24 protein-coding genes are annotated in these 20,963 nt (G+C 64.3%); 10 read left to right on the forward strand and 14 right to left on the reverse strand.

What is annotated here, in order from left to right; genetic code table 11:
- Positions 1-15 precede the first annotated feature (15 nt).
- Positions 16-981 carry a bifunctional Delta(1)-pyrroline-2-carboxylate/Delta(1)-piperideine-2-carboxylate reductase gene (lhpI, locus tag AC1D1B_RS27795; RefSeq protein ID WP_477336240.1) on the forward strand — a complete coding sequence of 322 codons (966 nt, stop codon included), beginning with the start codon at positions 16-18 and terminating at the stop codon, positions 979-981.
- On the opposite strand, the gene AC1D1B_RS27800 is transcribed toward lhpI, so the two are convergent.
- The 5 genes from AC1D1B_RS27800 to AC1D1B_RS27820 all read right to left on the reverse strand — a co-directional run bounded on the left by AC1D1B_RS27800 (position 971) and on the right by AC1D1B_RS27820 (position 3,102).
- Positions 971-1,228, reverse strand: a complete 258-nt coding sequence (locus AC1D1B_RS27800) for a VOC family protein (protein WP_477336242.1) — start codon at positions 1,226-1,228, stop codon at positions 971-973. The two genes, lhpI and AC1D1B_RS27800, sit on opposite strands and share 11 nt — an antisense overlap.
- Positions 1,198-1,404, reverse strand: a complete 207-nt coding sequence (locus tag AC1D1B_RS27805; protein WP_477336244.1) for a hypothetical protein — start codon at positions 1,402-1,404, stop codon at positions 1,198-1,200. The genes AC1D1B_RS27800 and AC1D1B_RS27805 overlap by 31 nt, the downstream gene beginning before the upstream one ends.
- A 122-nt stretch (positions 1,405-1,526) precedes the next feature.
- Positions 1,527-1,961, reverse strand: coding sequence for an EVE domain-containing protein (locus AC1D1B_RS27810; RefSeq protein ID WP_477336246.1), 435 nt, complete (start codon positions 1,959-1,961; stop codon positions 1,527-1,529).
- An 11-nt stretch (positions 1,962-1,972) separates the two neighbouring features.
- Positions 1,973-2,341, reverse strand: a complete 369-nt coding sequence (locus AC1D1B_RS27815; protein ID WP_477336248.1) for a VOC family protein — start codon at positions 2,339-2,341, stop codon at positions 1,973-1,975.
- Between the two features lie 74 nt (positions 2,342-2,415).
- Positions 2,416-3,102: a helix-turn-helix transcriptional regulator gene (locus AC1D1B_RS27820; RefSeq protein ID WP_477336249.1), complete on the reverse strand. Its 687-nt coding sequence runs from the start codon at positions 3,100-3,102 to the stop codon at positions 2,416-2,418.
- Positions 3,103-3,229: 127 nt separating this feature from the next.
- Between AC1D1B_RS27820 and AC1D1B_RS27825 the strand changes: the two genes are divergently transcribed.
- The 6 genes from AC1D1B_RS27825 (at position 3,230) to olsB (ending at position 10,206) form a co-directional block, all read left to right on the forward strand.
- Complete coding sequence (locus AC1D1B_RS27825; protein ID WP_477336251.1) at positions 3,230-4,312, forward strand: RsmD family RNA methyltransferase; 1,083 nt, start codon at positions 3,230-3,232, stop codon at positions 4,310-4,312.
- A 34-nt stretch (positions 4,313-4,346) separates the two neighbouring features.
- Positions 4,347-5,204: a TrmH family RNA methyltransferase gene (locus AC1D1B_RS27830; protein WP_181059532.1), complete on the forward strand. Its 858-nt coding sequence runs from the start codon at positions 4,347-4,349 to the stop codon at positions 5,202-5,204.
- Positions 5,201-5,689, forward strand: coding sequence for a signal peptidase II (gene lspA / locus AC1D1B_RS27835; protein ID WP_477336253.1), 489 nt, complete (start codon positions 5,201-5,203; stop codon positions 5,687-5,689). The genes AC1D1B_RS27830 and lspA overlap by 4 nt, the downstream gene beginning before the upstream one ends.
- An 83-nt stretch (positions 5,690-5,772) precedes the next feature.
- The gene (gene acuI, locus AC1D1B_RS27840) at positions 5,773-6,762 is read left to right on the forward strand and encodes an acrylyl-CoA reductase (NADPH) (protein ID WP_477336255.1); all 990 of its coding nucleotides are present in this window, start codon (positions 5,773-5,775) and stop codon (positions 6,760-6,762) included.
- Between the two features lie 101 nt (positions 6,763-6,863).
- Positions 6,864-9,155: a response regulator gene (locus AC1D1B_RS27845; protein ID WP_477336257.1), complete on the forward strand. Its 2,292-nt coding sequence runs from the start codon at positions 6,864-6,866 to the stop codon at positions 9,153-9,155.
- A gap of 175 nt (positions 9,156-9,330) precedes the next feature.
- Positions 9,331-10,206, forward strand: coding sequence for a l-ornithine N(alpha)-acyltransferase (gene olsB / locus AC1D1B_RS27850; RefSeq protein ID WP_210285015.1), 876 nt, complete (start codon positions 9,331-9,333; stop codon positions 10,204-10,206).
- Between the two features lie 85 nt (positions 10,207-10,291).
- On the opposite strand, the gene AC1D1B_RS27855 is transcribed toward olsB, so the two are convergent.
- The gene (locus tag AC1D1B_RS27855) at positions 10,292-10,930 is read right to left on the reverse strand and encodes a trimeric intracellular cation channel family protein (RefSeq protein WP_477336259.1); all 639 of its coding nucleotides are present in this window, start codon (positions 10,928-10,930) and stop codon (positions 10,292-10,294) included.
- A 100-nt stretch (positions 10,931-11,030) separates the two neighbouring features.
- Positions 11,031-11,660: a nucleotide exchange factor GrpE gene (gene grpE / locus AC1D1B_RS27860; protein WP_477336261.1), complete on the reverse strand. Its 630-nt coding sequence runs from the start codon at positions 11,658-11,660 to the stop codon at positions 11,031-11,033.
- 239 nt (positions 11,661-11,899) lie between these two features.
- Here grpE and AC1D1B_RS27865 point away from each other — a divergent pair, with 239 nt between their 5' ends.
- Positions 11,900-12,100, forward strand: coding sequence for a hypothetical protein (locus AC1D1B_RS27865; RefSeq protein WP_477266854.1), 201 nt, complete (start codon positions 11,900-11,902; stop codon positions 12,098-12,100).
- An 84-nt stretch (positions 12,101-12,184) separates the two neighbouring features.
- Positions 12,185-13,207: a fatty acid desaturase gene (locus AC1D1B_RS27870; protein WP_477336263.1), complete on the forward strand. Its 1,023-nt coding sequence runs from the start codon at positions 12,185-12,187 to the stop codon at positions 13,205-13,207.
- Between the two features lie 48 nt (positions 13,208-13,255).
- Here the strand turns inward: AC1D1B_RS27870 and AC1D1B_RS27875 are convergent, their stop codons facing one another.
- The 7 genes from AC1D1B_RS27875 to cysG all read right to left on the reverse strand — a co-directional run bounded on the left by AC1D1B_RS27875 (position 13,256) and on the right by cysG (position 20,623).
- A complete protein-coding gene (locus AC1D1B_RS27875) occupies positions 13,256-13,876 on the reverse strand; it encodes a DJ-1/PfpI family protein (protein WP_142868981.1) in 621 nt (206 codons plus the stop codon).
- Positions 13,877-14,071: 195 nt separating this feature from the next.
- Positions 14,072-15,679: a GMC family oxidoreductase gene (locus AC1D1B_RS27880; protein ID WP_477336265.1), complete on the reverse strand. Its 1,608-nt coding sequence runs from the start codon at positions 15,677-15,679 to the stop codon at positions 14,072-14,074.
- A 93-nt stretch (positions 15,680-15,772) separates the two neighbouring features.
- On the reverse strand, positions 15,773-16,306 hold the full coding sequence (locus tag AC1D1B_RS27885; protein ID WP_477336267.1) for a DUF934 domain-containing protein: 534 nt from the start codon (positions 16,304-16,306) through the stop codon (positions 15,773-15,775).
- 119 nt (positions 16,307-16,425) lie between these two features.
- On the reverse strand, positions 16,426-17,190 hold the full coding sequence (locus AC1D1B_RS27890) for a phosphoadenylyl-sulfate reductase (protein ID WP_477336269.1): 765 nt from the start codon (positions 17,188-17,190) through the stop codon (positions 16,426-16,428).
- Complete coding sequence (locus AC1D1B_RS27895; RefSeq protein ID WP_477336271.1) at positions 17,165-18,835, reverse strand: nitrite/sulfite reductase; 1,671 nt, start codon at positions 18,833-18,835, stop codon at positions 17,165-17,167. The genes AC1D1B_RS27890 and AC1D1B_RS27895 overlap by 26 nt, the downstream gene beginning before the upstream one ends.
- Before the next feature lie 46 nt (positions 18,836-18,881).
- Positions 18,882-19,175 carry a DUF2849 domain-containing protein gene (locus AC1D1B_RS27900; RefSeq protein ID WP_477336273.1) on the reverse strand — a complete coding sequence of 98 codons (294 nt, stop codon included), beginning with the start codon at positions 19,173-19,175 and terminating at the stop codon, positions 18,882-18,884.
- Positions 19,172-20,623 carry a siroheme synthase CysG gene (gene cysG / locus AC1D1B_RS27905; RefSeq protein WP_477336275.1) on the reverse strand — a complete coding sequence of 484 codons (1,452 nt, stop codon included), beginning with the start codon at positions 20,621-20,623 and terminating at the stop codon, positions 19,172-19,174. Before cysG ends, AC1D1B_RS27900 begins: the two co-directional genes overlap by 4 nt.
- On the opposite strand from cysG, the gene AC1D1B_RS27910 reads away from it, so the two are divergent.
- Positions 20,622-20,876, forward strand: a complete 255-nt coding sequence (locus tag AC1D1B_RS27910; protein WP_477336277.1) for a hypothetical protein — start codon at positions 20,622-20,624, stop codon at positions 20,874-20,876. The genes cysG and AC1D1B_RS27910 overlap by 2 nt on opposite strands.
- The last annotated feature ends 87 nt before the right edge of the window (positions 20,877-20,963 follow it).

Consider the following 20,963-nt stretch of genomic DNA (forward strand, 5'->3'; position numbering starts at 1 on the left):
TTCGCGGAGTTTTGCATGCTGACCATTTCGGCCGACGCTGTCGACCAGGCGCTGACCTTTCCCGGACTGGTCGAGACATTGCGCGCGGCCTTCCGCGAGGGTGCTGTTCAACCCGTCCGGCATCATCACGGGGTCGAGCGGCCGGACGGTGCTACGTCCACGCTGCTTTTGATGCCGGCCTGGACCGACTTCCATGCTGCGGGCACCTCGGTTGGCGGCCATATCGGCGTCAAGATCGTCACCGTATCGCCCGACAACAACGCCATCGGCAAACCGGCGGTGATGGGGCTCTATCTCCTGCTCAACGGCGCCACCGGCGAGCCCGAGGCGCTGATCGACGGCCAGCGGCTGACGCAGTGGCGCACCGCTTGCGCCTCGGCTCTGGCCGCCTCCTATCTCGCCCGCCAGGACGCCTCGCGGCTCTTGGTGGTCGGCGCCGGCGCGCTGTCGCCATTCCTCGCCAAGGCGCATTCCGCGGTGCGGCCGATCAAGACCATTCGCATCTGGAACCGCACGCCGGCCAACGCGGAAAAGGTCGCGGCCGATTTGCGCAAGGACGGTTTTGCGGCTGAAGCAGCCAGCGATCTCGACGCCGAGCTTGGTCAGGCCGACATCGTCTCATCGGCGACGATCACGACGACGCCACTCGTCAAAGGCGCGCTGCTGAAAGCAGGCGCGCATATCGATCTGGTCGGCGGCTTCACGCCGATCATGCGCGAAAGCGACGATGATGCAATCACGCGCGCCCGCATCTATGTCGACACCCGCGCCGGCGCCACCAAGGAAGCAGGCGACATCGTCCAGCCGCTCGCCTCCGGCGTGCTGAAACCGGAGGCCATCGTCGCCGATTTACATGAACTGGCGCGCGGCGAGAAACAGGGCCGGCAGGACGCAGGCGAGATCACGCTGTTCAAGTCGGTCGGCGCCGCGCTCGAGGACCTTGCGGCCGGCATTGCCGTCTACAACGCTCTCAAGCCGTAGCGTCTGCCGGCGCCAAGGCGCCAGCCTTGCGATCGAACTTCCGGATCGCTTCCGCGCTGACCGGGGTGAAGAAGTTCACCAGATTGCCATCGGGATCGCGCAGCAGCAGCGACCGGTTACCCCATGGCATCGTCGTCGGCGTCTGCACGAAGCCGCCGACGATTTTCGCCAACCTGCTGTACTCCGCGTCGACATCGCCGACGCGAAACTCGATGATCACCGAACGGTTGGCGGCTGGCTGCGCCACATCAGCCCCGAACAGCGCCAGGGTGCGCGTGCTGCCGATCGCCAGCGTGCAGGAGGCGTTGCCAGTTCGGCGAAATCCGGAGTGAACCAGGTTGCGGTCAGGCCGGTGATCGTCTCGTAGAATGCCACCAGAGGCTTGATCTGGTCAGTGATGATGCGGATCGAGACGAAGTCCATTTTATTCTCCTGGGGCAAGCGCAACGGAATCTGACAACAATCGCTTGTCGCACAAGGCTGCTGACAACTTGCTGTCAGCAGCCTTGTCATCATTTGCCGTGCCGGTCCGGCGGCTAAAGACCTCAGCCTGCCTTCGTGGGTTCAGCGCCCATCGCCTCGGCGATCCGCGAGAAATCATGCGCGGTGATTTCGAACAGGCCGAAGCGCAGCTGATAGCCCCAGTTCGATTTGCCCGCGGTGAAGTCGAGTTGTTCGAGCAGCGGCTTGATCGGCGCTTCCTTTGCCTTGGTCCATTCGACGTCACGCCGGAACGGCGTGAAGCCGGCGCCCATGTCGCCCTGGTAGGGCTCGCCTTCGCGCACGGTGCCAACCGCAGTGAAGGACTGCAGGCCGTCCTTCTCGCGCAGAACTGTGGTCGGCGAATAGTAGACAACAGCATCGCCGGGCTTGATGCGGCGCAGGGGCGCGGCCTTGCCGTGATTGACCTGCATGAAGCCGGCCTCGCGGCCGCGCCGCACATGTTCGGCGGACGCAACCGCGATCCAGTATTTGGTCATGGTTGTTGTCCTCAATCGTTCGGGCAGAAGACGCGCAGGCGATGACCATCGGGATCGAGCGCGACGAAGGTGTGGCCAAAATCCATATCGACCGGCGCCTGCAGGATTTTCAGGCCGCGCTGCGCCCATTCGTCATGCGTTGCTGCGACGGTGGCGATGTCACCGACCGCGAAGGCGACCTCGCCGCCGCCACCGGCTGCACTTGCCGCCGGCTCGACAGTGTGGCGCGACCACAGCCCAAACATCAGCCCGTTGTCGAGCGCAAACAACACGAAGGTCGGTGAACTCTGCACCGGCTCACGGCCGAGCAAAGCGGTGTAGAAAGCGCCGCTCTGCTGCGGCTGATCGACATAAAGGATGACGAAATTCGGGGTTGCCATGGGTCTGTCTCCAAGTTGAATGTTTCGACTTGGCGACCATAGGACTGCCTACTGTCAGATTCTGGCAGCAGCCATCATCGACTGCGCAGCCTGTCGACCACCCGCCATTCCTTGAGCAGCGCCTGGCGGCGGCGAGGGTAGCGGATGTCGGTTGCGCTGAGACCGGACATGCGGTCGGCGCGAAAATGCCTGAAGTCCTGGCGCGTCTCGCACCAGGCCACCACCACCCGCACCTTATCGAAGAAGCCGAGCGCGAACGGCCAGACCATGCGCTCGGAAGCGGCGCCGCCAGCGTCGCGATAGAGAAAGCCGAGTTTTCTCTCATTGCGGATCGCCTGGCGCACCGTGCCGAGATCGATGCTTTCGACCGCCTCGCCGCGCGGCCCGACCAGCAGCGTGGTCGCATCGAGATCCTCGCGCAGATCGTCTGGCAGCACGGCGGCGATCTTGGCCAGCGCGTCGGCGGCGGCCGCCGAAAGACGCTTGTCCGGTTGCATGGCAACCCAGCGCGATCCCAGCACAATGGCCTCGATCTCCTCGTCGGTGAACATCAGCGGCGGCAGCATGAAGCCGGGCTTCAGCACATAGCCCAGCCCAGCCTCGCCCTCGATCGGCGCGCCTTGCCCCTGCAGCGTAGCGATGTCGCGATAGAGCGTGCGGATCGAAACGCCCATCTCGCCGGCAAGCGTGCGGCCGCTGACCGGCCGGCGATGCCGGCGCAGGATCTGAATCAGGTCGAGCAGGCGTTCGGAACGGGACATGATTCCAGATTTGCCTGTTTCCTCGGCGAGGTCCACCACCTCAGACATTCGTATGCTGGACCATTTTGTTTGCGCAGCCGGTGACCCTATGTCAAAAGCGGCCAGCCGCCTCCGGAGACGCTCCTGCTTGAAGTCTTTTCGCGACAAACGCCGCGACAACCGCCCGCCCGCAAAGGGCAGGGCCGAACACGCGCGGCCGCAGCCGGCCGCTGCGCCAGTGCGACTGGAAGCCAAACCGCAACGCTACGAAACAAAACCGGACGACCGGTCTGATCCCAAGCCTGCGCCGCGCATCCTTGCGCGCCGCGACGGCGCTCTGCCCGCTGAACGCCTGCCGGTGATCCTCGAAGTGGCGCCCAATCAGGATTATGCGCTGCTGGACAGTGGCGCCGGCGAAAAACTCGAACAATACGGGCCCTACCGCATCGTGCGGCCCGAAGGCCAGGCGATCTGGCAAAAGGCCTTGCCGGCCAGGGACTGGGACCGCGCAGACGCCGTCTTCACCGGCGACACCGACGAGGAAGGTATCGGCCGCTGGCGCTTTCCCAAAACGCCGCTCGGCGAGACCTGGCCGATGAAGCACGACGGCATCGACTATCTCGGCCGCTTCACCTCGTTTCGCCATGTCGGCGTCTTCCCCGAGCAGGCCTCGCACTGGGACCATATGGCTAGCCTGATCGCAGCCGCCAAGCGCCCAGTCAAGGTGCTGAACCTGTTCGGCTATACTGGCCTCGCCTCTCTGGTGGCAGCCCGCGCCGGCGCCGAGGTCACCCATGTCGACGCCTCCAAGAAGGCGATCGGCTGGGCGCGCGAGAACCAGGAAATGGCGGGGCTCGGCAGCAAGCCGATCCGCTGGATCGTCGACGACGCGGTGAAATTCGCCGAGCGCGAGGAGCGCCGCGGCAGCCGCTATGACATCATCCTGTTCGACCCGCCCGCCTATGGCCGCGGCCCCAAGGGTGAGGTCTGGCAATTGTTCGAGGATCTGCCCGGCCTGACCGATCTCTGCCGCGCGATCCTGACGCCGAAGCCGCTGGCCGTGGTGCTGACCGCCTATTCGATCCGCGCCTCCTTCTTCGCCATCCATGCCTTGATGCGCGATACCTTTGCCGGCATGGGCGGCACGGTTGAGTCAGGCGAACTCATCATCCGCGAGCAATCCGCCGGCCGGGCGCTGTCGACATCGCTGTTTTCGCGCTGGGTGGCCTGAATGTCCGGGAGTCCTGAATGCCCGGGTGTCATAAATGAATGAGCGGCACGCCGGCGCGCCGGGGCAGGTCAAGGAAGTCACCAGCCTCGCCAACCCGCTGATCAAGGACATCAAGGCGCTCGCGCAGAAGAAATTCCGCGACCAGCAGAACGCCTTCATGGCCGAAGGGCTGAAGCTGGTGATCGACGCGCTCGATCTCGGCTGGTCGATAAGGACGCTGGTCTTCGCCAAGGCCGGACGCGGCAATGCAGCGGTCGAGAAGGTAGCGGCGCGCACGGTTGCCGCCGGCGGCACCGTGCTCGAAGTGTCGGAAAAAGTGCTGGTCGCCATCACCCGCCGCGACAATCCACAAATGGTGGTCGGCGTCTTCCAGCAGAAACTGCTGCCGTTGAGAGACATCCGCGCTCACGATGGCGACGTCTGGGTGGCGCTCGACCGGGTGCGCGATCCCGGCAATCTCGGCACCGTCATCCGCACCGTCGATGCCGTCGGCGCCAAGGGTGTCATCCTGGTCGGCGAGACCACCGACCCTTTCTCCGTCGAAACCGTGCGTGCCACCATGGGCTCGATCTTCGCCGTGCCGGTAACCAAGGCGACGCCGGAAGCATTTCTTGCCTGGCGAAACAGCTTTTCAGGCCTCGTCGTCGGCACCCACCTGAAAGGGGCGGTCGACTACCGCTCGGTCGATTTCTCCAGAGGTCCGGTGCTCTTGATGATGGGCAATGAGCAGCAGGGCCTGCCCGACAATCTGGCCGAAAGCTGCGACCGGCTGCTCCGGATTCCGCAGGCCGGCCGCGCCGATTCGCTCAACCTGGCGGTCGCCACCGGCGTCATGCTTTTCGAGATCCGGCGCGGCGCGCTGAAGCTTGCTCCCGAGGACGCCAAATCGTGAAATCATGGTCCCCCTACGCGCTGCTGGTGGTGGTGGCAATCGCGCTTGACCAGTGGATAAAGCATCTGGTGGAGACCGGCCTCGCTTTCCAGGAAAAGCTCGATCTGGTGCCGTTCCTGGCGCTGTTTCGCACCTACAACACCGGCATCGCCTTCTCGATGTTCTCCTCCTTCGGCGACACCGGACTGGTCGTCATCGCCGTCGTGGTCGTCGCCTTCGTGCTTTATTTGGCGACGCGCACCCCGGCCGGCCATGTGCTGGCCCGCATCGGTTTTGCCCTGATCATCGGCGGCGCGATCGGCAATCTGATCGACCGCGCCGTCTACGGCCATGTCATCGATTACATATTGTTCCACACGCCGGTATGGTCCTTCGCCGTCTTCAACCTCGCAGACGCCTTTATTTCGGTGGGTGCCGCGCTGGTCGTCTTCGAAGAGTTCATCGGCTGGCGGCGCGAGGCCAAACCGCAAAATCCCGACGCTTGAACGCCCGCCTCTTTTGACCAATTGACCTCGCCGGACGGTCGCCGCACAGTCCGGCCAGCTATTGCTCGACCGAGGAGAAAAAAGTGTCCGAAACCTTCAAAGCCATCCTCGTTTCTCGCGACGCCGAAAAGAAGCAATCGGTCGGGATCGTCGATTTCAGCGAAGCCGAGCTGATGGAAGGCGACGTCACCGTCGCGGTCGAGGCGACGACGGTCAATTACAAGGACGGGCTGGCCATCACGGGCAAGGCGCCGGTGATCCGCCGTTGGCCGCTGGTGCCGGGCATCGATTTTGCCGGTACCGTCCTCTCGTCGTCGCATGCCGACTGGCGCAAGGGCGACAAGGTGATCCTCAACGGCTGGGGCGTCGGCGAAACGCATTTTGGCGCCTATGCCGGACGCGCCCGCGTCAAGGGCGACTGGCTGGTGCCGCTGCCCGACGGCATCAGCGCGCACGACGCGATGGCGGTCGGCACCGCCGGCTATACGGCGATGCTGTGCGTCATGGCGCTGGAGCGGCACGGCATCCTGCCGGATCGCGGCCCAGTGGTGGTGACGGGGGCAGCCGGCGGCGTCGGTTCGGTCGCGGTCTCGATCCTGTCCAGCCTCGGCTACCACGTCATCGCCTCGACGGGCCGCAACGCCGAGAGCCCCTATCTGATCGACCTCGGAGCCGCCGAAGTGATTTCGCGCGACGAGCTTTCTCAGCCGGCCAAGCCGCTGGCCAAGGAGCGCTGGGCCGGCGGCATCGATGCCGTCGGCAGCCACACGCTGGCCAATGTGCTGTCGATGACCGCCTATGGCGGCGCGGTCGCCGCTTGCGGCCTGGCCGGCGGCATGGATCTGCCGTCGAGCGTTGCACCCTTCATCCTGCGCGGCGTCTCTTTGCTCGGCATCGATTCGGTGATGGCGCCCAAGGCCGTGCGCCTGGAAGCCTGGCGCCGCATCGGCACCGATCTCGATCTGGAAAAGCTCGCCGGCCTGTCGACGACCATCGGTTTCGACGGCATCATCGGCGCCGCCCACGACATCGTCGAGGGCAAGATCAGAGGCCGCGTGGTCGTGGATATGTGAGGCCCCGAAGCCACCAGAACGAGCGGCAAAAATGCATGACCGCTAAAATTCGAACGATCCGCCGCGCTTTTCCATAATCTCTATCTGGCAAGGATTTCCGCATGATCGCGGAGTCCGCCAGGAAAGAGAAGAGCCATGCCGAGAGCGTCGAAGGGCCGAGCCCGGCGACGCCTAGGCGGCAGCATGTTGCCCCGCCGCCGCTGGCGCCGGAATTTCCGCGCGCCACGCACGAGGGCCTGCTGTTCCTGACGGTCGTCGCCAGTGTCGTGCTGGCGGGCCTGTCCCACCTCACCGGCGCGCCGATCTTCATCACGATCGGCCTGCTGGTGACAGGCCTCGCCGGCGTCGCCATGCATCTGCGCGGCCGCCGCACCGTACACCGCGCGAACGCCTTGCTCGACGAAACCGCCGCCCGCAGCCGCGCCGAGATCGAGACGTTGGCCGACCGTATGTGGGAGATGCAGGAGAGCGAGGAGCGTTTTCGCGGGCTGATCGATGCGCTCGGCGATCTCGTCGTCCACCGCGACCGCGACGGCAACATCGTCTATGCCAACAAGGTTTTCGCCGGCCTCGTCGGAACCGATCAGCGCGATCTTGCCGGCAGGACGCTGGCTGACCTCGGCATCGATGTCGGTGTCGTTCCCGACGCCGCCTTTTCCGATCACGAATGCCTGAGTTCCACCGACGTCTCCATCCGCACGCCGAACGGTCCGCGCTGGTTTTCGTGGATCGAACTGTCGGTGCGCGACAAGGATAGCGGCGCCGTCTCGCACCGGGCGATTGCCCGCGACATCACCGCCCGCAAGCGCGCCGAATCTTCGCTGATTACAGCGCGCGAGCGCGCCGAATATGCCAGCCAGGCCAAGTCGCGCTTCCTCGCCACAGTCAGCCATGAGATCCGCACGCCGATGAACGGCATCATGGGCATGGCCAAGCTTCTGGCCGACACCAATCTCTCGCCGGAGCAGCGCACCTATGTCGCCGCCGTCTCGACCTCGGCCAGCGCCCTTTTGGCGCTGATCGAGGATTTGCTCGATTACTCCAAGATCGAGGCCGGCCGCTTCGACCCGGAGCCGCAGCCAACATCGCTGCGCGAGGTTGCCGACAACATCATCGAACTGATGGCGGCGAAAGCCTTCGCCAAGAACATTGGCCTCGGCTGTCATGTCGAACCCGACGTGCCGCAGATGATCATGGCCGATCCCGGCAGGGTCAGGCAGGTGCTGCTCAACCTCATCGGCAATGCGATCAAGTTCACCGACACCGGCGGTGTGCTGGTCTCGGTTGCGCGGGTCCGCACCGAGACCAGCGACCGCATCTGCTTCACCGTCGCCGACACCGGCCCTGGCCTGCGCGAAGAGGACATGGAACGCATCTTCGAGGAATTCGAACAGTCCGACGGCACCTCGACCCGCACCCATGGCGGCGCCGGCCTCGGCCTTGCCATATCGAGGCGCCTGGCGACGGCCATGGGCGGCGCCATTTCGGTGTCGAGCCGGCTTGGCGAGGGATCGGAATTCGTCTTCGAGCTCCCGGCCACAGGGGCCACCGAAGCGCCGCAGAACCGGCAGAATATCCTCGCTGGCCGGCGCGCCGTGATCGTGTCGAAGAACGCTGTCGAGGCCAATGCCATAGCCCGCACCATCCGCGCCCATGGCGGCGCTATCGACCTCGCTACAACTGCTCCTCAGGCAGCGCCGTTCGCCGAACACTGCGACGCGCTGTTTATCGACGCCGCCATGGAAGACAGCGACGGCAGGCTGCTCAAGCGCCTGCGCCAGAGCGGCTTTGCCGATTGTGAGGCGATCACGCTGATCGCGCCGACCGACCGCGGCATGCTTGGCGAATTCCGCGCCAGCGGCTACGCCACCTTCCTGGCAAGGCCAGTGCGCGGCGAAACGCTGATGCGCGTGCTGTTGACCAGCCATGCCCCTGCTTTGCCCCTGCCCAAGAAGCCGGAAAAAAGCGGGGCCGCGTCGCATCGGGCTGTTGGCGGACGCCAGCATGGCCTGTCGGTGTTGATCGCCGAAGACAACGATATCAACGCCATGCTGGCCCGCGCCACGCTTTTGAAGGCAGGGCATCGGGTCAAGGTTGTTGGCAACGGCAAGGCGGCCGTCGAGGCGGTCACCGAAGCCGGAATGAAACACCGCTTCGACGTGGTGCTGATGGATTTGCACATGCCGGTGATGGACGGGCTGGATGCGATTGCCGCCATCCGCCGGCACGAGGAAGAAATGGCCGTGCCGCCGGTTCCGATCATGGTGCTGTCGGCCGACAGCCAGGAAAAGACCCGCCACACAGTGCTCGCCCATGGCGCCAGCGGCTTCGTCACCAAGCCGCTCGACCCCGACGCGCTGGTCCATGCCGTCGAGGGCCAGGTGGCCGCCTGAGGCCGTCCTGGCGGCCCCTCCCCATCGCGTAAGGTAGCCGGTTGAGGGTTTTCGCCAGCCGACGAAGTATTGCCCGTAACGCCGTATCACGGTACTGTCACAATCCTGTTGCACCTACACCGTATCCCCGTGCCAAGAGGGATGGCTCGAAGGAGAATCACTCGTGCATACAGTTATGCCGGAATGTGACACTCGGCCCAACGCGGGCGGCGCTTTGCTCGCCGCGCGGAACGCCGATGCCGTCGCAACAGGCGCTCCGCTGGGCCGGATCGGCAATCTCGAAGTGCGGCTTGCCCGCAACGAGGCCGAGATCGCTGCCGCGCAGGAAGTGCGCTACCGGGTATTTTATGACGAGCTCGGCGCCAGGAAGGATCTGTTCCAGGCGCAGGACCGGCGCGACGCCGACCGTTTCGACCCCCTCTGCGACCATCTGCTGGTGCTCGACACCTCGATCTCCGGTCCCGAGCACCGCCGCATCGTCGGCACGTACCGCCTGCTGCGGCAAGAAATCGCAGCGACTGCCGGCGGCTTCTATTCCGAAGGCGAATTCGAGCTGACCAAGCTCATTGCCCGGCATCCCGGCCAGCGCTTCCTCGAACTCGGCCGCTCCTGCGTTCTTAAGGAATACCGCTCCAAGCGCACCATCGAAGCGCTGTGGCAAGGCATCTGGGCCTACATCAAGCACTATGAGATCGGCGTGATGACCGGCTGCGCCTCGTTCCACGGCACGGTGCCGGCGGCGCATGCAGAGGCGCTCACCTACCTTGCCCATCACTGCCGCACCAATTCGGCCTGGGATGTGCGGGCTGTCTCCGGGCGCTATTGCTCGATGGATCTGATGCCGATCGAGGCGGTCAACGCCAAGGCGGCGATTGCGGCCATGCCGCCGCTGGTCAAAGGCTATCTGCGCGTCGGCGCCCGCATCGGCGACGGCTGCGTCATCGACCGTGAATTCTCCACCGTCGATGTGTTCGTGGTGATGCCGGTCAAGGAGATCGGCGCCCGCTACGTCAACTATTATGGCGGCGAAGCCCAGCGCTTTGCGGCGTGATAGCGAATAGCGAATAGCGAATAGAAAGTTGCGCGGGCCTTGTCCCGTTCAACTATTCGCTACTCCCTATTCGCTATTCGCTTCTTCACGGAATATCCTCCGGCCGCCGCCCCGGGCGACTCTTGTAGGACGGAAACGTCCAGCCGAATTTGAGCGCGCCGCCGCGCACCAGGAAAGCCGCGACAAAACCGGCGATATCAGAGGCGAGCGGCGGCAGACCGGCAAGATCGCCAAGCGTATAAAGGCCGGCGCCCGCGAGCGCCGCGCTGACGTAGATTTCGGGCCGAAGCAGCACCGATGGCTCGCCGGCCAGCAGATCGCGCAGGATGCCGCCAAATGTGGCGGTCAGCACGCCCATAATGACGGAGACAACCGGCGAGCCGGTGATCGCCAACCCTTTGGCCGCGCCCATCACCGAAAAGGCGGCCAATCCGATGGCATCGAGCCAGAGCAGCCATTTCCAGCGGGATTCGACACGGTGAGCGATGAAGAAGACCAGCACCGCAACCACTGCGCAGATCAGTACATAGCCGGAGTTGGCGACCCAAAAGACGGGCAGGTTGAGGATGACATCGCGCAGCGTACCGCCGCCGATGCCGGTGACGCTGGCCAGGAACAGCAAGCCGATAATGTCGAGCTGCTTGCGCGAAGCCGCAAGCGCCCCGGTCGCGGCAAAGACGGCGACGCCGGCATAGTCGAGGAGGTCGATGGCGTTTAAGGGCATGAGGCAATAGGGATTAGGAATTGGGGGAAGTATGAATAACACGAAGCCGCGCGATTGATACGCCTGCCTGTTCCCTACTGCCTACCTGCCTACTGCCTAATCACGCATCCCTCTCGGCCTCATCGTTCACCGGACCCGGCTCGACCGGCGCCTCGGCGGCCGCGATCTTGGGGCCGCCCTTGGCGACGCCGACCATGGCTGGCCGCAGCACCCGCTCGCCGATCGAATAGCCCGGCTGCACGACCTGGACCACGGTGTTGGCTGGCACGTCGGGATTGGGCACCTCGAACATCGCCTGGTGGAAATTCGGGTCGAACTTCTCACCTTCCGGCGTCAGTTTCTTCACGCCATGCCGCTCGAGCGCGGAAAGCATGGCGCGCTCGGTCAGGTCGACACCCTCGATCAGCGCCTTGAAGCCGGCATCTCCGCCGGCCTTGGCCTCGGCGGGGATGGCTTCGATCGCGCGGCGCAGATTGTCCGAGACCGAAAGCATGTCGCGGGCGAAATTGGCCACCGCATAGGTGCGCGCGTCATGCACGTCGCGGGCGGTGCGGCGGCGCAGATTTTCCATCTCGGCCGCAACGCGCAACGCGCGGTCCTTCAATTCCTCGTTTTCCTTCAGCAGCCGCACCAGCGCTTCATAGTCGCCGTCGATGCCGCCTTGCGTGCGCTCGGCCTCGGCCGTTTCGATATCCTCGGGCGCGCGTTCGTCTTTTGTCTGGTCGCTCATCGCCGTTTCCCGTCATTCGAATGGTTTGGATTTGCGCCCGATATCGAGGTTTGGCGGTCAAAAATCAAGGGGCAAGCGATGCTTGGAGCCGTTCGGAGGACCTTGGCACGGATCGCAAAGATCTTTCGATATTAATTCAAATTTTACCGTGATCGCCGGCTTTGCTTGCCAATACCCCGCTATGGGGGAACCATTCCGAGGCCGGAGGAGTTTCGAAGCCAACACAGGATTTTGGGACAATGACAGGCAACAACGGCAACAGGAGCGAAGAGCTCGCCGCCGACATCAGACGCCAGTTCGGCACCGAGGCAACGAAGCGCTTCCTGCGCAGCTTGCCGGCATTCCGAACCGAGGCCGACATTCCGGAGCATTTTCGGGACCTGCTCGACCGTCTGGACGGCATAGAAGCCAGCGTGGCAGGCGGCCAACGCCGGCAATAGCGACGCAATCGCGCGACAATTACGCGCAGTAATTTTGCGTGAGCTTTGCCTTGCGGTGGCGGCAAGCCACGCCTATGCTTCCTGATGAACATGATTTCCCCCGAGACGGCCGCCAACAGCAAGCGCGCCTGGTTGAAGATTCTGGCGCGCTACAAGAAGCCCGACCGGCGGCGCAGCACCCTCGAACTTGCCATCACCCTCATTCCTTTCGTTACGCTGTGGGCGCTTTCTTCGGCCGCCTATTCCTACGGCCACTGGTGGGGCCTGGTCCTCATCCTCCCCGCCGCCGGCTTCCTGGTGCGGATCTTCATGATCCAGCACGATTGCGGCCACGGCTCCTTCTTTGCCAACCGCACCGCCGACGACTGGATCGGCCGCGCGCTCGGCGTGCTGACGCTGACCCCTTACGATTGTTGGCGGCGCGCGCACGCCACCCATCACGCCAGCGCCGGCAATCTTGACGAGCGCGGCATGGGCGACATCAGGACGTTGACGGTTGCTGAATACCGGAAGCTGTCTTGGCGGGGACGCCTTGCCTATCGGCTCTACCGCCATCCGCTAGTGATGTTCGGCCTTGGCCCGATCTGGCTGTTCATCTTCGAACAGCGGCTGCCGATCGGCATGATGCGCGGCGGCCTGACACCCTGGGTGTCGTCGATGACGACGAATCTCGCCATTGCGATTGCCGCGGCCCTACTCATCTGGTGGATCGGCCCCGGCGCTTTCCTGGTGGTCCATCTGCCCATCGTCATTCTCGCCGGTTCGGCCGGCATCTGGCTGTTCTACGTCCAGCACCAGTTCGAGGAGACGGAATGGGCTAACGACGAAGAGTGGGAGTTCCAGCATGCCGCGCTGCACGGATCGTCCTATTACGACCTGCCGCCGGTGCTGAACTGGTTCACCGGCAATATCGGCGTCCACCACGTCCACCATCTCTCGGCCAAGGTGCCGGGCTACAGGCTGCAGGAAGTGCTGCGTGATTATCCGGAACTGCGCGGCATCGGCCGCGTCACGCTGCTCGACAGCCTGCGCTGCGTCAAGCTGGCGCTGTGGGACGAACAGCGCCGCAAGCTGATCTCGTTTCGCGAAGCGCGGGCCTTAGCCTAGAACAAACCGCCGCACCAAAGGCGCGGCGGCATCTCCCAAAAAACCGGCTCAGGCAGCCTTGCGCTCGTCGCGCATCAGCGCCTTGCCGTCGCGGATCTCGGTGCCCAGCACCTTCAGGCATTCGCGCATGAAGGCTGCAAGGCCCGGCCAGCCTTTGGCCGATACCAGATTGCCGTCGACATGGGCGCCGGTCGGCGCAACATCGATGTATATGCCACCGGCGAGCGTCACCTCAGGCTCGCAATATTGCAGCGCCGCGACTTCCCGGCCGCGCACCACGCCGTCGACCGCGATCAGGATCTGCACGCCATGGCAGATGGTGAAGATCGGCTTGCCGGTCTCGTGGAAATGCCTGACCAGCGCCTGCACCCTTTTGTCGATGCGGATATATTCGGGGCCGCGCCCGCCGGCGGCGTAGACGGCATCGTATTGCGCCGGATCGACCTCGGAAAACGTCTTGTTGAGGATGTAGTCGTGGCCGAGCTTTTCGGTATAGGTCTGGTGCCCCTCGAAATCGTGAAGCGAGGTCTTCAAGATGTCGCCGGCCTTCTTGTCGGGGCAGACGACATGCACCGTATGGCCAACCGCATGCATGGCCTGTTCAAAGACGAAAATCTCATACTCCTCGCTGAACTCGCCAACGAGCATCAATATCTTCTTGCCTGCCATGCCGGTATCCTCCCTTGCTGGCCATTATTTCGGATCGTGAAATAATAGCCTTATCCTAAGGGCAGGCTCGCGACAGGGAAAGCCCAAATCGCACAATTGGTCTGACCAGATTGAGTTTGTACGCCTTGAGCTGAGCGGCAGAGCAGCGCATCCAGGGAGAAACAGCACAGTTGGTCCGACCACGAGGCGGGAAAATCAGGCAGCGGCTCTGACCATGTCGGCCGCCTTCTCGGCAATCATGATGGTCGGCGCATTGGTGTTGCCGCCGATCAAGGTCGGCATCACCGACGCGTCGACCACGCGCAAACCCTGTAGCCCGCGCACCTTGAGCTCTGGATCGACCACGGCCATGGCGTCGACGCCCATCTTGCAGGTGCCGACGGGGTGATAGATCGTGTCGGCGCGAGCCCTGATATGCGCCATCAGCTCGGCATCGCTGGACACGCCAGCGGTGTAGATTTCCTTGTCGCGGTACTTTGCCAGCGCCGGCGCCTCCAATATGGCGCGCATCATCCTGACCCCCTTGAGCAGTAGGTCGCCGTCCCGCTCGTCGGACAAAAAGCGTGGATCGATGCGCGGCGGCGCCAGCGGGTCCGGGCTCGACAGCCCGACCTCGCCGCGGGAATGCGGCCGAAGCACGCAGACATGGCAGGAGAAGCCGTAGCCCAGATGCAGCTTGCGGCCGTGATCGTCGACAATGGCGATGCAGAAGTGCAGCTGCAAATCGGGCCGGTCGATCGCCGGATCGGATTTGAGGAAGGCGCCGCCTTCCGCATAGGGCGTGGCAATCATGCCGGTGCCGTTTCTGCGCCAGCGCAGCACGTGCCCGATGAGGCCAGGCAGACCGCGCAGGCCGATTCCCATCATGTCGGCATTCTTCGATGTCCAGGCCAGGATGAAGTCGAGATGGTCTTGCAGGTTCTTGCCGACGCCGGGCAACTCATGGGCGACGGCAACGCCCTGCGCGGCAAGCTCATCCGCCGGACCGATACCGGACAACAGCAGGAGCTGCGGCGAGCCGAAGGCACCGCCGCAGACGATGACCTCGCGCCTGGCTTTGGCCACCGCCTCGCTGTTGCCGTTGCGATAACGCACCCCGGTGGCGCGCTTGCCGTCGAGCACGACGCCGGTGGCATGCGCGCCGGTGATGACGGTGAGGTTCGGCCGGCTCATCGCCGGATGCAGATAGGCGGCCGCCGCCGAGCAGCGCTCGCCATTCCTGGCCCCGCCCCAGAATTGCGTGACCTGGTAGAGCCCCGCCCCTTCCTGCTCCGGCCCGTTGAAGTCGTCGTTGCGGCGGATCTGGTTTTCGCCGCAGGCCTCGACAAAGGCGCGCGCGATCGGGCGCGGCTCCTGCTGTTCGCCGACCCTGAGCGGCCCGTCGCCGCCATGCAGCGCACCCGCGCCGCGCTGATTGCCTTCAGCGCGCTTGAAATAGGGCAGCACCTCGTCCCACGACCAGCCCTGGCAGCCGAGACCGGCCCATTCGTCATAGTCGCCGCGGTGGCCGCGCGTGTAGAGCATGGCATTGATGGCGCTGGAGCCGCCAAGCGCCTTGCCGCGCGGCTGGTAGCCCTTGCGGCCGCCGAGCCCTTGCTGCGGCACCGTCTGCAATCCCCAATTGTTGATCTTCGGCCGGCCGGGCAGCAGCGCGATGATGCCTGCCGGCGCGCGGATGAGCAGGTTCCTGCCCTCACCGCCGGCTTCGATCAGGCAGACCGTTTTCGAAGGATCTTCGGAGAGCCGTGCGGCAAGCGTGCAGCCGGCTGAGCCGCCGCCGGCGATGACATAGTCGAAATCCATGTCTCCCTCCCTGGCCGGCGGATATTTCCGTCCGGACGGCCAAGAGAAGGCCTGATTTCAGCCGATGTAAAGGCGGGTGGAATTACCGCTGCGTCAGCTGTCGCGAACGCGCCGCCAGGAATATTTCGGTCCCTTCGGCTCTGACGCTTCGGTCGGCTGATAATACAGCCCCAGCCCGCCGATGCGGCCTTCTTCGAGCCGTTTCAGCAGCACCGGGTTCGAAATCTCGAATTCGTCGAAGCCGAGCCGCAGCATGTGCGGCAGCTGGTCGACCAGCACCTGGCCAGTTGCGCGGACGGCGCCCTCGAACTGGTAGCGGCTGCGCAGCAGCTCGCCCTTGGAGAAGGAACGGCCATCGTTGAAGGCCGGAAAGGCAAGCGCCACCAGCGACAGCTGGTCGAGCAGATCCGCAATCTTTTCCAACTGGTCGCCAGGTTGCAACAAAACGCCCAGCCGCTCCTTGGCCGAGCGCCGGACCTCGGCATCGAGGCCGAGAAATGCCTGCAACGGCAGGATGAAGCGGCCATTACCTGACAACGCATCCGCGCTTTCGGCATGCGCCCATTCGTCTTCGCGAAAACCCTCCGGGGTCCAGAGCCGGGTCTCCGGTGTCGTCGGTTCAGTCATCGAAAATTCCTAAAGCCCAAAAAATCGAAAGTCCGCTGAAGGCCAGTCCACACGAAATCGACGGCCTCCTAGTGGAAGCCGCCGTTTACAGGCCAGCCTCACCTGAATATCTACATAGCCTAAAGGGAAGCGTCGGTCAGCGACTTCTCCAAGCCCGACAGATGGATGCCGCACTCGGTCTTGGCATGACCGGCCCAGCGGCCGCTGCGCGCGTCCTCGCCCGGCTGCACCGGCTGCGTGCACGGGAAGCAGCCGATCGACAGATAGCCGTACGCGACCAGCGGATTTTCGCGCAGCGCATGCGCGCGCATGTAATCGGCCTGGTCGGATGTCGTCCAATGCGCCAGCGGGTTGATGCGCACGCGCGGCCCGACCGCCTCGAACACCGGCAGCGCCGACCGCGTCGCGGCCTGGAAGCGCTTGCGGCCGGTGAACCAGGCGCGGAAGGGCGCCACGCCGCGCGCCAGCGGCTCGACCTTGCGCACGTCGCAGCAGGCGTCGGTGTTGCTTTGGTGCAGATTGCCGGTCGGATCGATCCGTTCGAGCGCCGCCTCTTCCGGCTTGATCACCCGGATGTTGGTTAGCCCGAAATCGGCGACGAGCGCATCGCGATAGCCGAGCGTCTCTTCGAAATGCTTGCCGGTGTCGAGGAAGATGACGGGCAGCGTGCGGTCGACCTTGGCGATCATGTGCAGCAGCACCGCCGAATCCGCGCCGAAGGACGACACGGCGGCGATCTCGTCGTGAAACAGCTCTTTCGCCGCGCGTTCGATGATCTTGAGCGCGCTCAGATGCCCATACAGCGCATCGAAGCCCGCCGCTTTCGCGGCGATGCTGTCATCGACGTCGACGATACGGTCAAGCGGCCTTGGTTTCGCCAGCATAGAGCGCCTCCTTGAACGGCGCGGGACCGACACGGCGGTAGGCGTCGATAAAACGTTCACTTGGATTAAGCCGAAGGCCGAGATAGGTATCGACGATCTGCTCGATGGCGTCGGTGATCTCTTCCGAGGAAAAGCCGCGGCCGATGATCTCGCCGACGGAAGTGTTCTCGTCGGCAGAGCCGCCAAGCGTCACCTGGTAGAGCTCGGAGCCTTTCTTCTCGACGCCGAGAATGCCGATATGGCCGACATGATGATGGCCGCAGGCATTGATGCAGCCGGAGATCTTCAGCTTCAATTCGCCGATCTCGCGCTGCCGCTCGAGCGAAGCGAAGCGAAGCGATATCTCCTGCGCGATCGGGATCGAACGCGCCGTCGCCAGCGCACAATAGTCGAGGCCGGGGCAAGAAATGATGTCGCTGATCAAATTGGAATTGGCTGTCGCCAGACCGATGTCGACCAGCGCGTCATAGACCGCCTTGAGATCGGCGCGCGCCACATGCGGCAGGATCAGGTTCTGCTCATGGCTGACGCGCAACTCGTCGAAAGCGTATTTCTCGGCGATGTCGGCAACCGCTTCCATCTGGCTGTCGGTGGCGTCGCCCGGGACTTCGCCGATGCCTTTCAGCGAAATCGTCACAGCCGCATAGTCGGGATGGCGATGGGTCACGACGTTCTGGTCGAGCCAGTCCGAGAAGCTTTTGGAATCAAGCCGCGCCAGCTTGATCGCCGCGTCGCCTTCCGGCCGGTCAGCAAGTGTCGGCGGCGCGAAATAGGCGTCGATGGCGCGGATGTCGGCATCCGGCAGCTTCAGCTCGGCGTCCTTCAATTCCTGCCACTCGGCCTCGACCTGGCGGGTGATTTCCTCGACGCCGGTCTCGTGCACGAGGATCTTGATGCGCGCCTTGTACTTGTTGTCGCGGCGGCCGTAGAGATTGTAAACGCGCAGGATCGCCGTGCAGTAGGACAACAGGTCGGCCTCCGGCAGGAAATCGCGGATCTTCTTCGCCACCATCGGCGTGCGGCCCTGGCCACCGCCGACATAGACGGCAAAGCCGAGTTCGCCGGCGGCGTTCTTTTTCACATGCAAGCCGATGTCATGCGTCTGGATAGCGGCGCGGTCGCGCTCCGCCCCGGTCACCGCGATCTTGAATTTGCGCGGCAGGAACGAGAATTCCGGATGCACCGACGACCACTGCCGCAGGATTTCCGCATAGGGGCGTGGGTCGGCGACCTCGTCGGCGGCGGCACCGGCGAAATGATCGGCGGTGACGTTGCGGATGCAATTGCCGCTGGTCTGGATGGCGTGCATCTCCACACTGGCGAGATCGGCCAGGATCGCCGGAATGTCCGACAGCGCCGGCCAGTTGAACTGGATGTTCTGCCGCGTGGTGAAATGGCCGTAGCCCTTGTCGTATTTGCGCGCGATGTGGCCGAGCATGCGCAGCTGGGCGCCGTTCAGCGTGCCATAGGGCACCGCGATGCGCAGCATATAGGCGTGCAGTTGCAGGTAGACGCCGTTCATCAGCCTGAGCGGCCGGAACTGCTCCTCGGTGATCTCGCCGGACAGCCGGCGCTCGACCTGGTCGCTGAACTCGGCGACGCGGGCTTGGACAAAATCGTGGTCGAACTCATCGTAACGGTACATGTTTCGTCTTTCAGGGCGCGTCCGCCCGTTTCACTTGGTATTCTGGCTAGGCTGCCCGATCAGCCTGCTTGCCCAGATCTTCCCGGATGGTCGGACCGGCGGCGCGGATCTTTTCGCGCAGCCGCACCGGCTCGACGACGCCATCGACGACTTCCGCATCGATCAGATTGACGTCGACAACTTCGTTGTCGGCATAGGCCTTGGCGCCGATCGCCTCCAGCCGATCCTCGGCCGCCTTGTCGTGGGCAAGATCGGCGTGGTCCACCGTCTCGGCCCAACTGCCGTCGGCGTACCAGACGGCGATGCCGTCGGTGAGGCGGTTTGCGGTCAGTATCTTCATTGTTCGACCTCTGCGGCGGCCGTATCGGCAACGCCCTCATGCTTATGTGCCGCGAGCGGCTCGGAACGTTCAAAGTTGGCGCCGGCAACGGCGTCGCCGATGATGGTCATCACCGGGCCGGTCAGGTCAGCGCGCGCTTCCAGCGACGGCAAATCGGCCAGCGTGCCGTGGAAACGGCGACGGTTTTGCAGGCTGGCATTCTCGACCACGGCCACTGCCGTGTCCGGCGACAGGCCGGCCTCGATCAGCCGTCCGGCAACCTCGGCCGCGACCGAGCGGCCCATATAGACGGCAACGGTGGCGCCGGAGATGGCGAGCTTGGCCCAGTCGGGCAGCGAATTGCCCTTGAGGTCGTGGCCGGTGGTGAACACCATCGACGACGACACGCCCCGCAACGTCAGCGGCAGTTCGAAATCGGCTGCGGCGGCGAAGGCTGCGGTGACGCCGGGGACGACGTCATAGGCGATGCCGGCATCGCGCAGTGCGGCCATCTCTTCGCCGGCGCGGCCGAACACCAGCGGGTCGCCGGACTTCAGCCGCACGACGCGCTTGCCTTCATGGCCAAGTTCGACCAGCAGCGCGTTGATCTCGGCCTGGCTCTTGGTGTGGCAGCCCTTGCGCTTTCCGACCGGCAGTCGCTCGGCGTCGCGGCGGCCCATGGCGACGATCGCCTCCGGCACCAGCGCGTCATAGACGATGACGTCGGCTTCCATCAAAAGTCGATGCGCCCGCAGCGTCAAAAGATCCTCGGCGCCGGGACCGGCGCCGACCAGGGCGATATGACCCGCAGCCGGCGCTTTCGACAACAAAAGATCGACGGCGGCGTCATGCGCCTGCGAAAGCTTGCCGGCTTCGACGGCGCGCGCCGGCGCGCCCTGGAAAAAACTGCCCCAGAATTGCCGGCGGGCATTGCCTTTCGGCAGCAGCTTTTCGGCGGCGACACGGAACGAGGCGGCGAGCGTTGCCAGCGGCCCGAGCGACGGCGACAGCATGCGGTCGATGCGACTGCGCAGCATCTGCGCCAGCACCGGGCCGGCGCCTTCAGTACCAATCGCTATGGCGACCGGCGCGCGGTTGACCAGCGCCGGGGTGAAGAAATCGCAAAGCTCCGGCCGGTCGACGGCGTTGACCGGGATACCCAGCCGGCGTGCATCTTCAGCCACGCGGCGGTCGAGCGTCTCGTCGCCGCTGGCGGCAAACACCATGACCGCGCCTTCGAGATGCGCGGCATCGTAGAGAGCGTCAATGTGGGTGGCGCCCGTCGCGGCGATGAAGACCAGCAATTCGGCATCGGCAGCATCGGTTACGACGCGCAGCGCAGCGCTCGACTGATCGAGCAGCCGCGCCTTGGCCAGCGCCTCGGCGCCGCCGCCGACGATCACCACGGCTTCGCCGTCGACCCGCAGGAACACGGGGAACGCGTTGAGCTTGGGATGGGCCTGCGACATGAGAGACAGATTCCGGAACAAGACGGCAGTTTTACGCGCGGGCGTGAAAAAGCTGAAGGAACCCACTCGCGCATCCCCTCACGGGAGGCAATCGGTTTTCCGCAAGCCTGAAGGCCAAGAGAAAAATATTCCACATCCGCATATCAAGCGGATTCAAGCAGCTGCCGCAGGCCTTGTTCTGCGGCTCTTTTATCCGTCAGGCGGCCAAGCGGCAAAATTGTTTTTTCTAAATTCTACAAATTTAGTAGATTAAAGCCGCCGACCGGAGAACGCCCCGCCGAGATCGTAAAGCCGGCCTCTGAGAGGAGCCGCCGCCGCTCCGCGTGAAGGGGTGGAACGT

This window comes from Mesorhizobium sp. P2_C5_2, from assembly GCF_056404535.1.

Bases quoted from the DNA above. Each gene is read 5' to 3' on its own strand.
- lhpI (WP_477336240.1), top strand. From the start codon at position 16: ATGCTGACCATTTCGGCCGACGCTGTCGACCAGGCGCTGACCTTTCCC.
- AC1D1B_RS27805 (WP_477336244.1), bottom strand. From the start codon at position 1,404: ATGGACTTCGTCTCGATCCGCATCATCACTGACCAGATCAAGCCTCTG.
- AC1D1B_RS27810 (WP_477336246.1), bottom strand. From the start codon at position 1,961: ATGACCAAATACTGGATCGCGGTTGCGTCCGCCGAACATGTGCGGCGC.
- AC1D1B_RS27815 (WP_477336248.1), bottom strand. From the start codon at position 2,341: ATGGCAACCCCGAATTTCGTCATCCTTTATGTCGATCAGCCGCAGCAG.
- AC1D1B_RS27820 (WP_477336249.1), bottom strand. From the start codon at position 3,102: ATGTCCCGTTCCGAACGCCTGCTCGACCTGATTCAGATCCTGCGCCGG.
- AC1D1B_RS27830 (WP_181059532.1), top strand. From the start codon at position 4,347: ATGAATGAGCGGCACGCCGGCGCGCCGGGGCAGGTCAAGGAAGTCACC.
- AC1D1B_RS27845 (WP_477336257.1), top strand. From the start codon at position 6,864: ATGATCGCGGAGTCCGCCAGGAAAGAGAAGAGCCATGCCGAGAGCGTC.
- olsB (WP_210285015.1), top strand. From the start codon at position 9,331: ATGCCGGAATGTGACACTCGGCCCAACGCGGGCGGCGCTTTGCTCGCC.
- AC1D1B_RS27855 (WP_477336259.1), bottom strand. From the start codon at position 10,930: ATGCCCTTAAACGCCATCGACCTCCTCGACTATGCCGGCGTCGCCGTC.
- grpE (WP_477336261.1), bottom strand. From the start codon at position 11,660: ATGAGCGACCAGACAAAAGACGAACGCGCGCCCGAGGATATCGAAACG.
- AC1D1B_RS27865 (WP_477266854.1), top strand. From the start codon at position 11,900: ATGACAGGCAACAACGGCAACAGGAGCGAAGAGCTCGCCGCCGACATC.
- AC1D1B_RS27870 (WP_477336263.1), top strand. From the start codon at position 12,185: ATGAACATGATTTCCCCCGAGACGGCCGCCAACAGCAAGCGCGCCTGG.
- AC1D1B_RS27875 (WP_142868981.1), bottom strand. From the start codon at position 13,876: ATGGCAGGCAAGAAGATATTGATGCTCGTTGGCGAGTTCAGCGAGGAG.
- AC1D1B_RS27880 (WP_477336265.1), bottom strand. From the start codon at position 15,679: ATGGATTTCGACTATGTCATCGCCGGCGGCGGCTCAGCCGGCTGCACG.
- AC1D1B_RS27885 (WP_477336267.1), bottom strand. From the start codon at position 16,306: ATGACTGAACCGACGACACCGGAGACCCGGCTCTGGACCCCGGAGGGT.
- AC1D1B_RS27890 (WP_477336269.1), bottom strand. From the start codon at position 17,190: ATGCTGGCGAAACCAAGGCCGCTTGACCGTATCGTCGACGTCGATGAC.
- AC1D1B_RS27895 (WP_477336271.1), bottom strand. From the start codon at position 18,835: ATGTACCGTTACGATGAGTTCGACCACGATTTTGTCCAAGCCCGCGTC.
- AC1D1B_RS27900 (WP_477336273.1), bottom strand. From the start codon at position 19,175: ATGAAGATACTGACCGCAAACCGCCTCACCGACGGCATCGCCGTCTGG.
- AC1D1B_RS27910 (WP_477336277.1), top strand. From the start codon at position 20,622: ATGAGAGACAGATTCCGGAACAAGACGGCAGTTTTACGCGCGGGCGTG.
- cysG (WP_477336275.1), bottom strand. From the start codon at position 20,623: ATGTCGCAGGCCCATCCCAAGCTCAACGCGTTCCCCGTGTTCCTGCGG.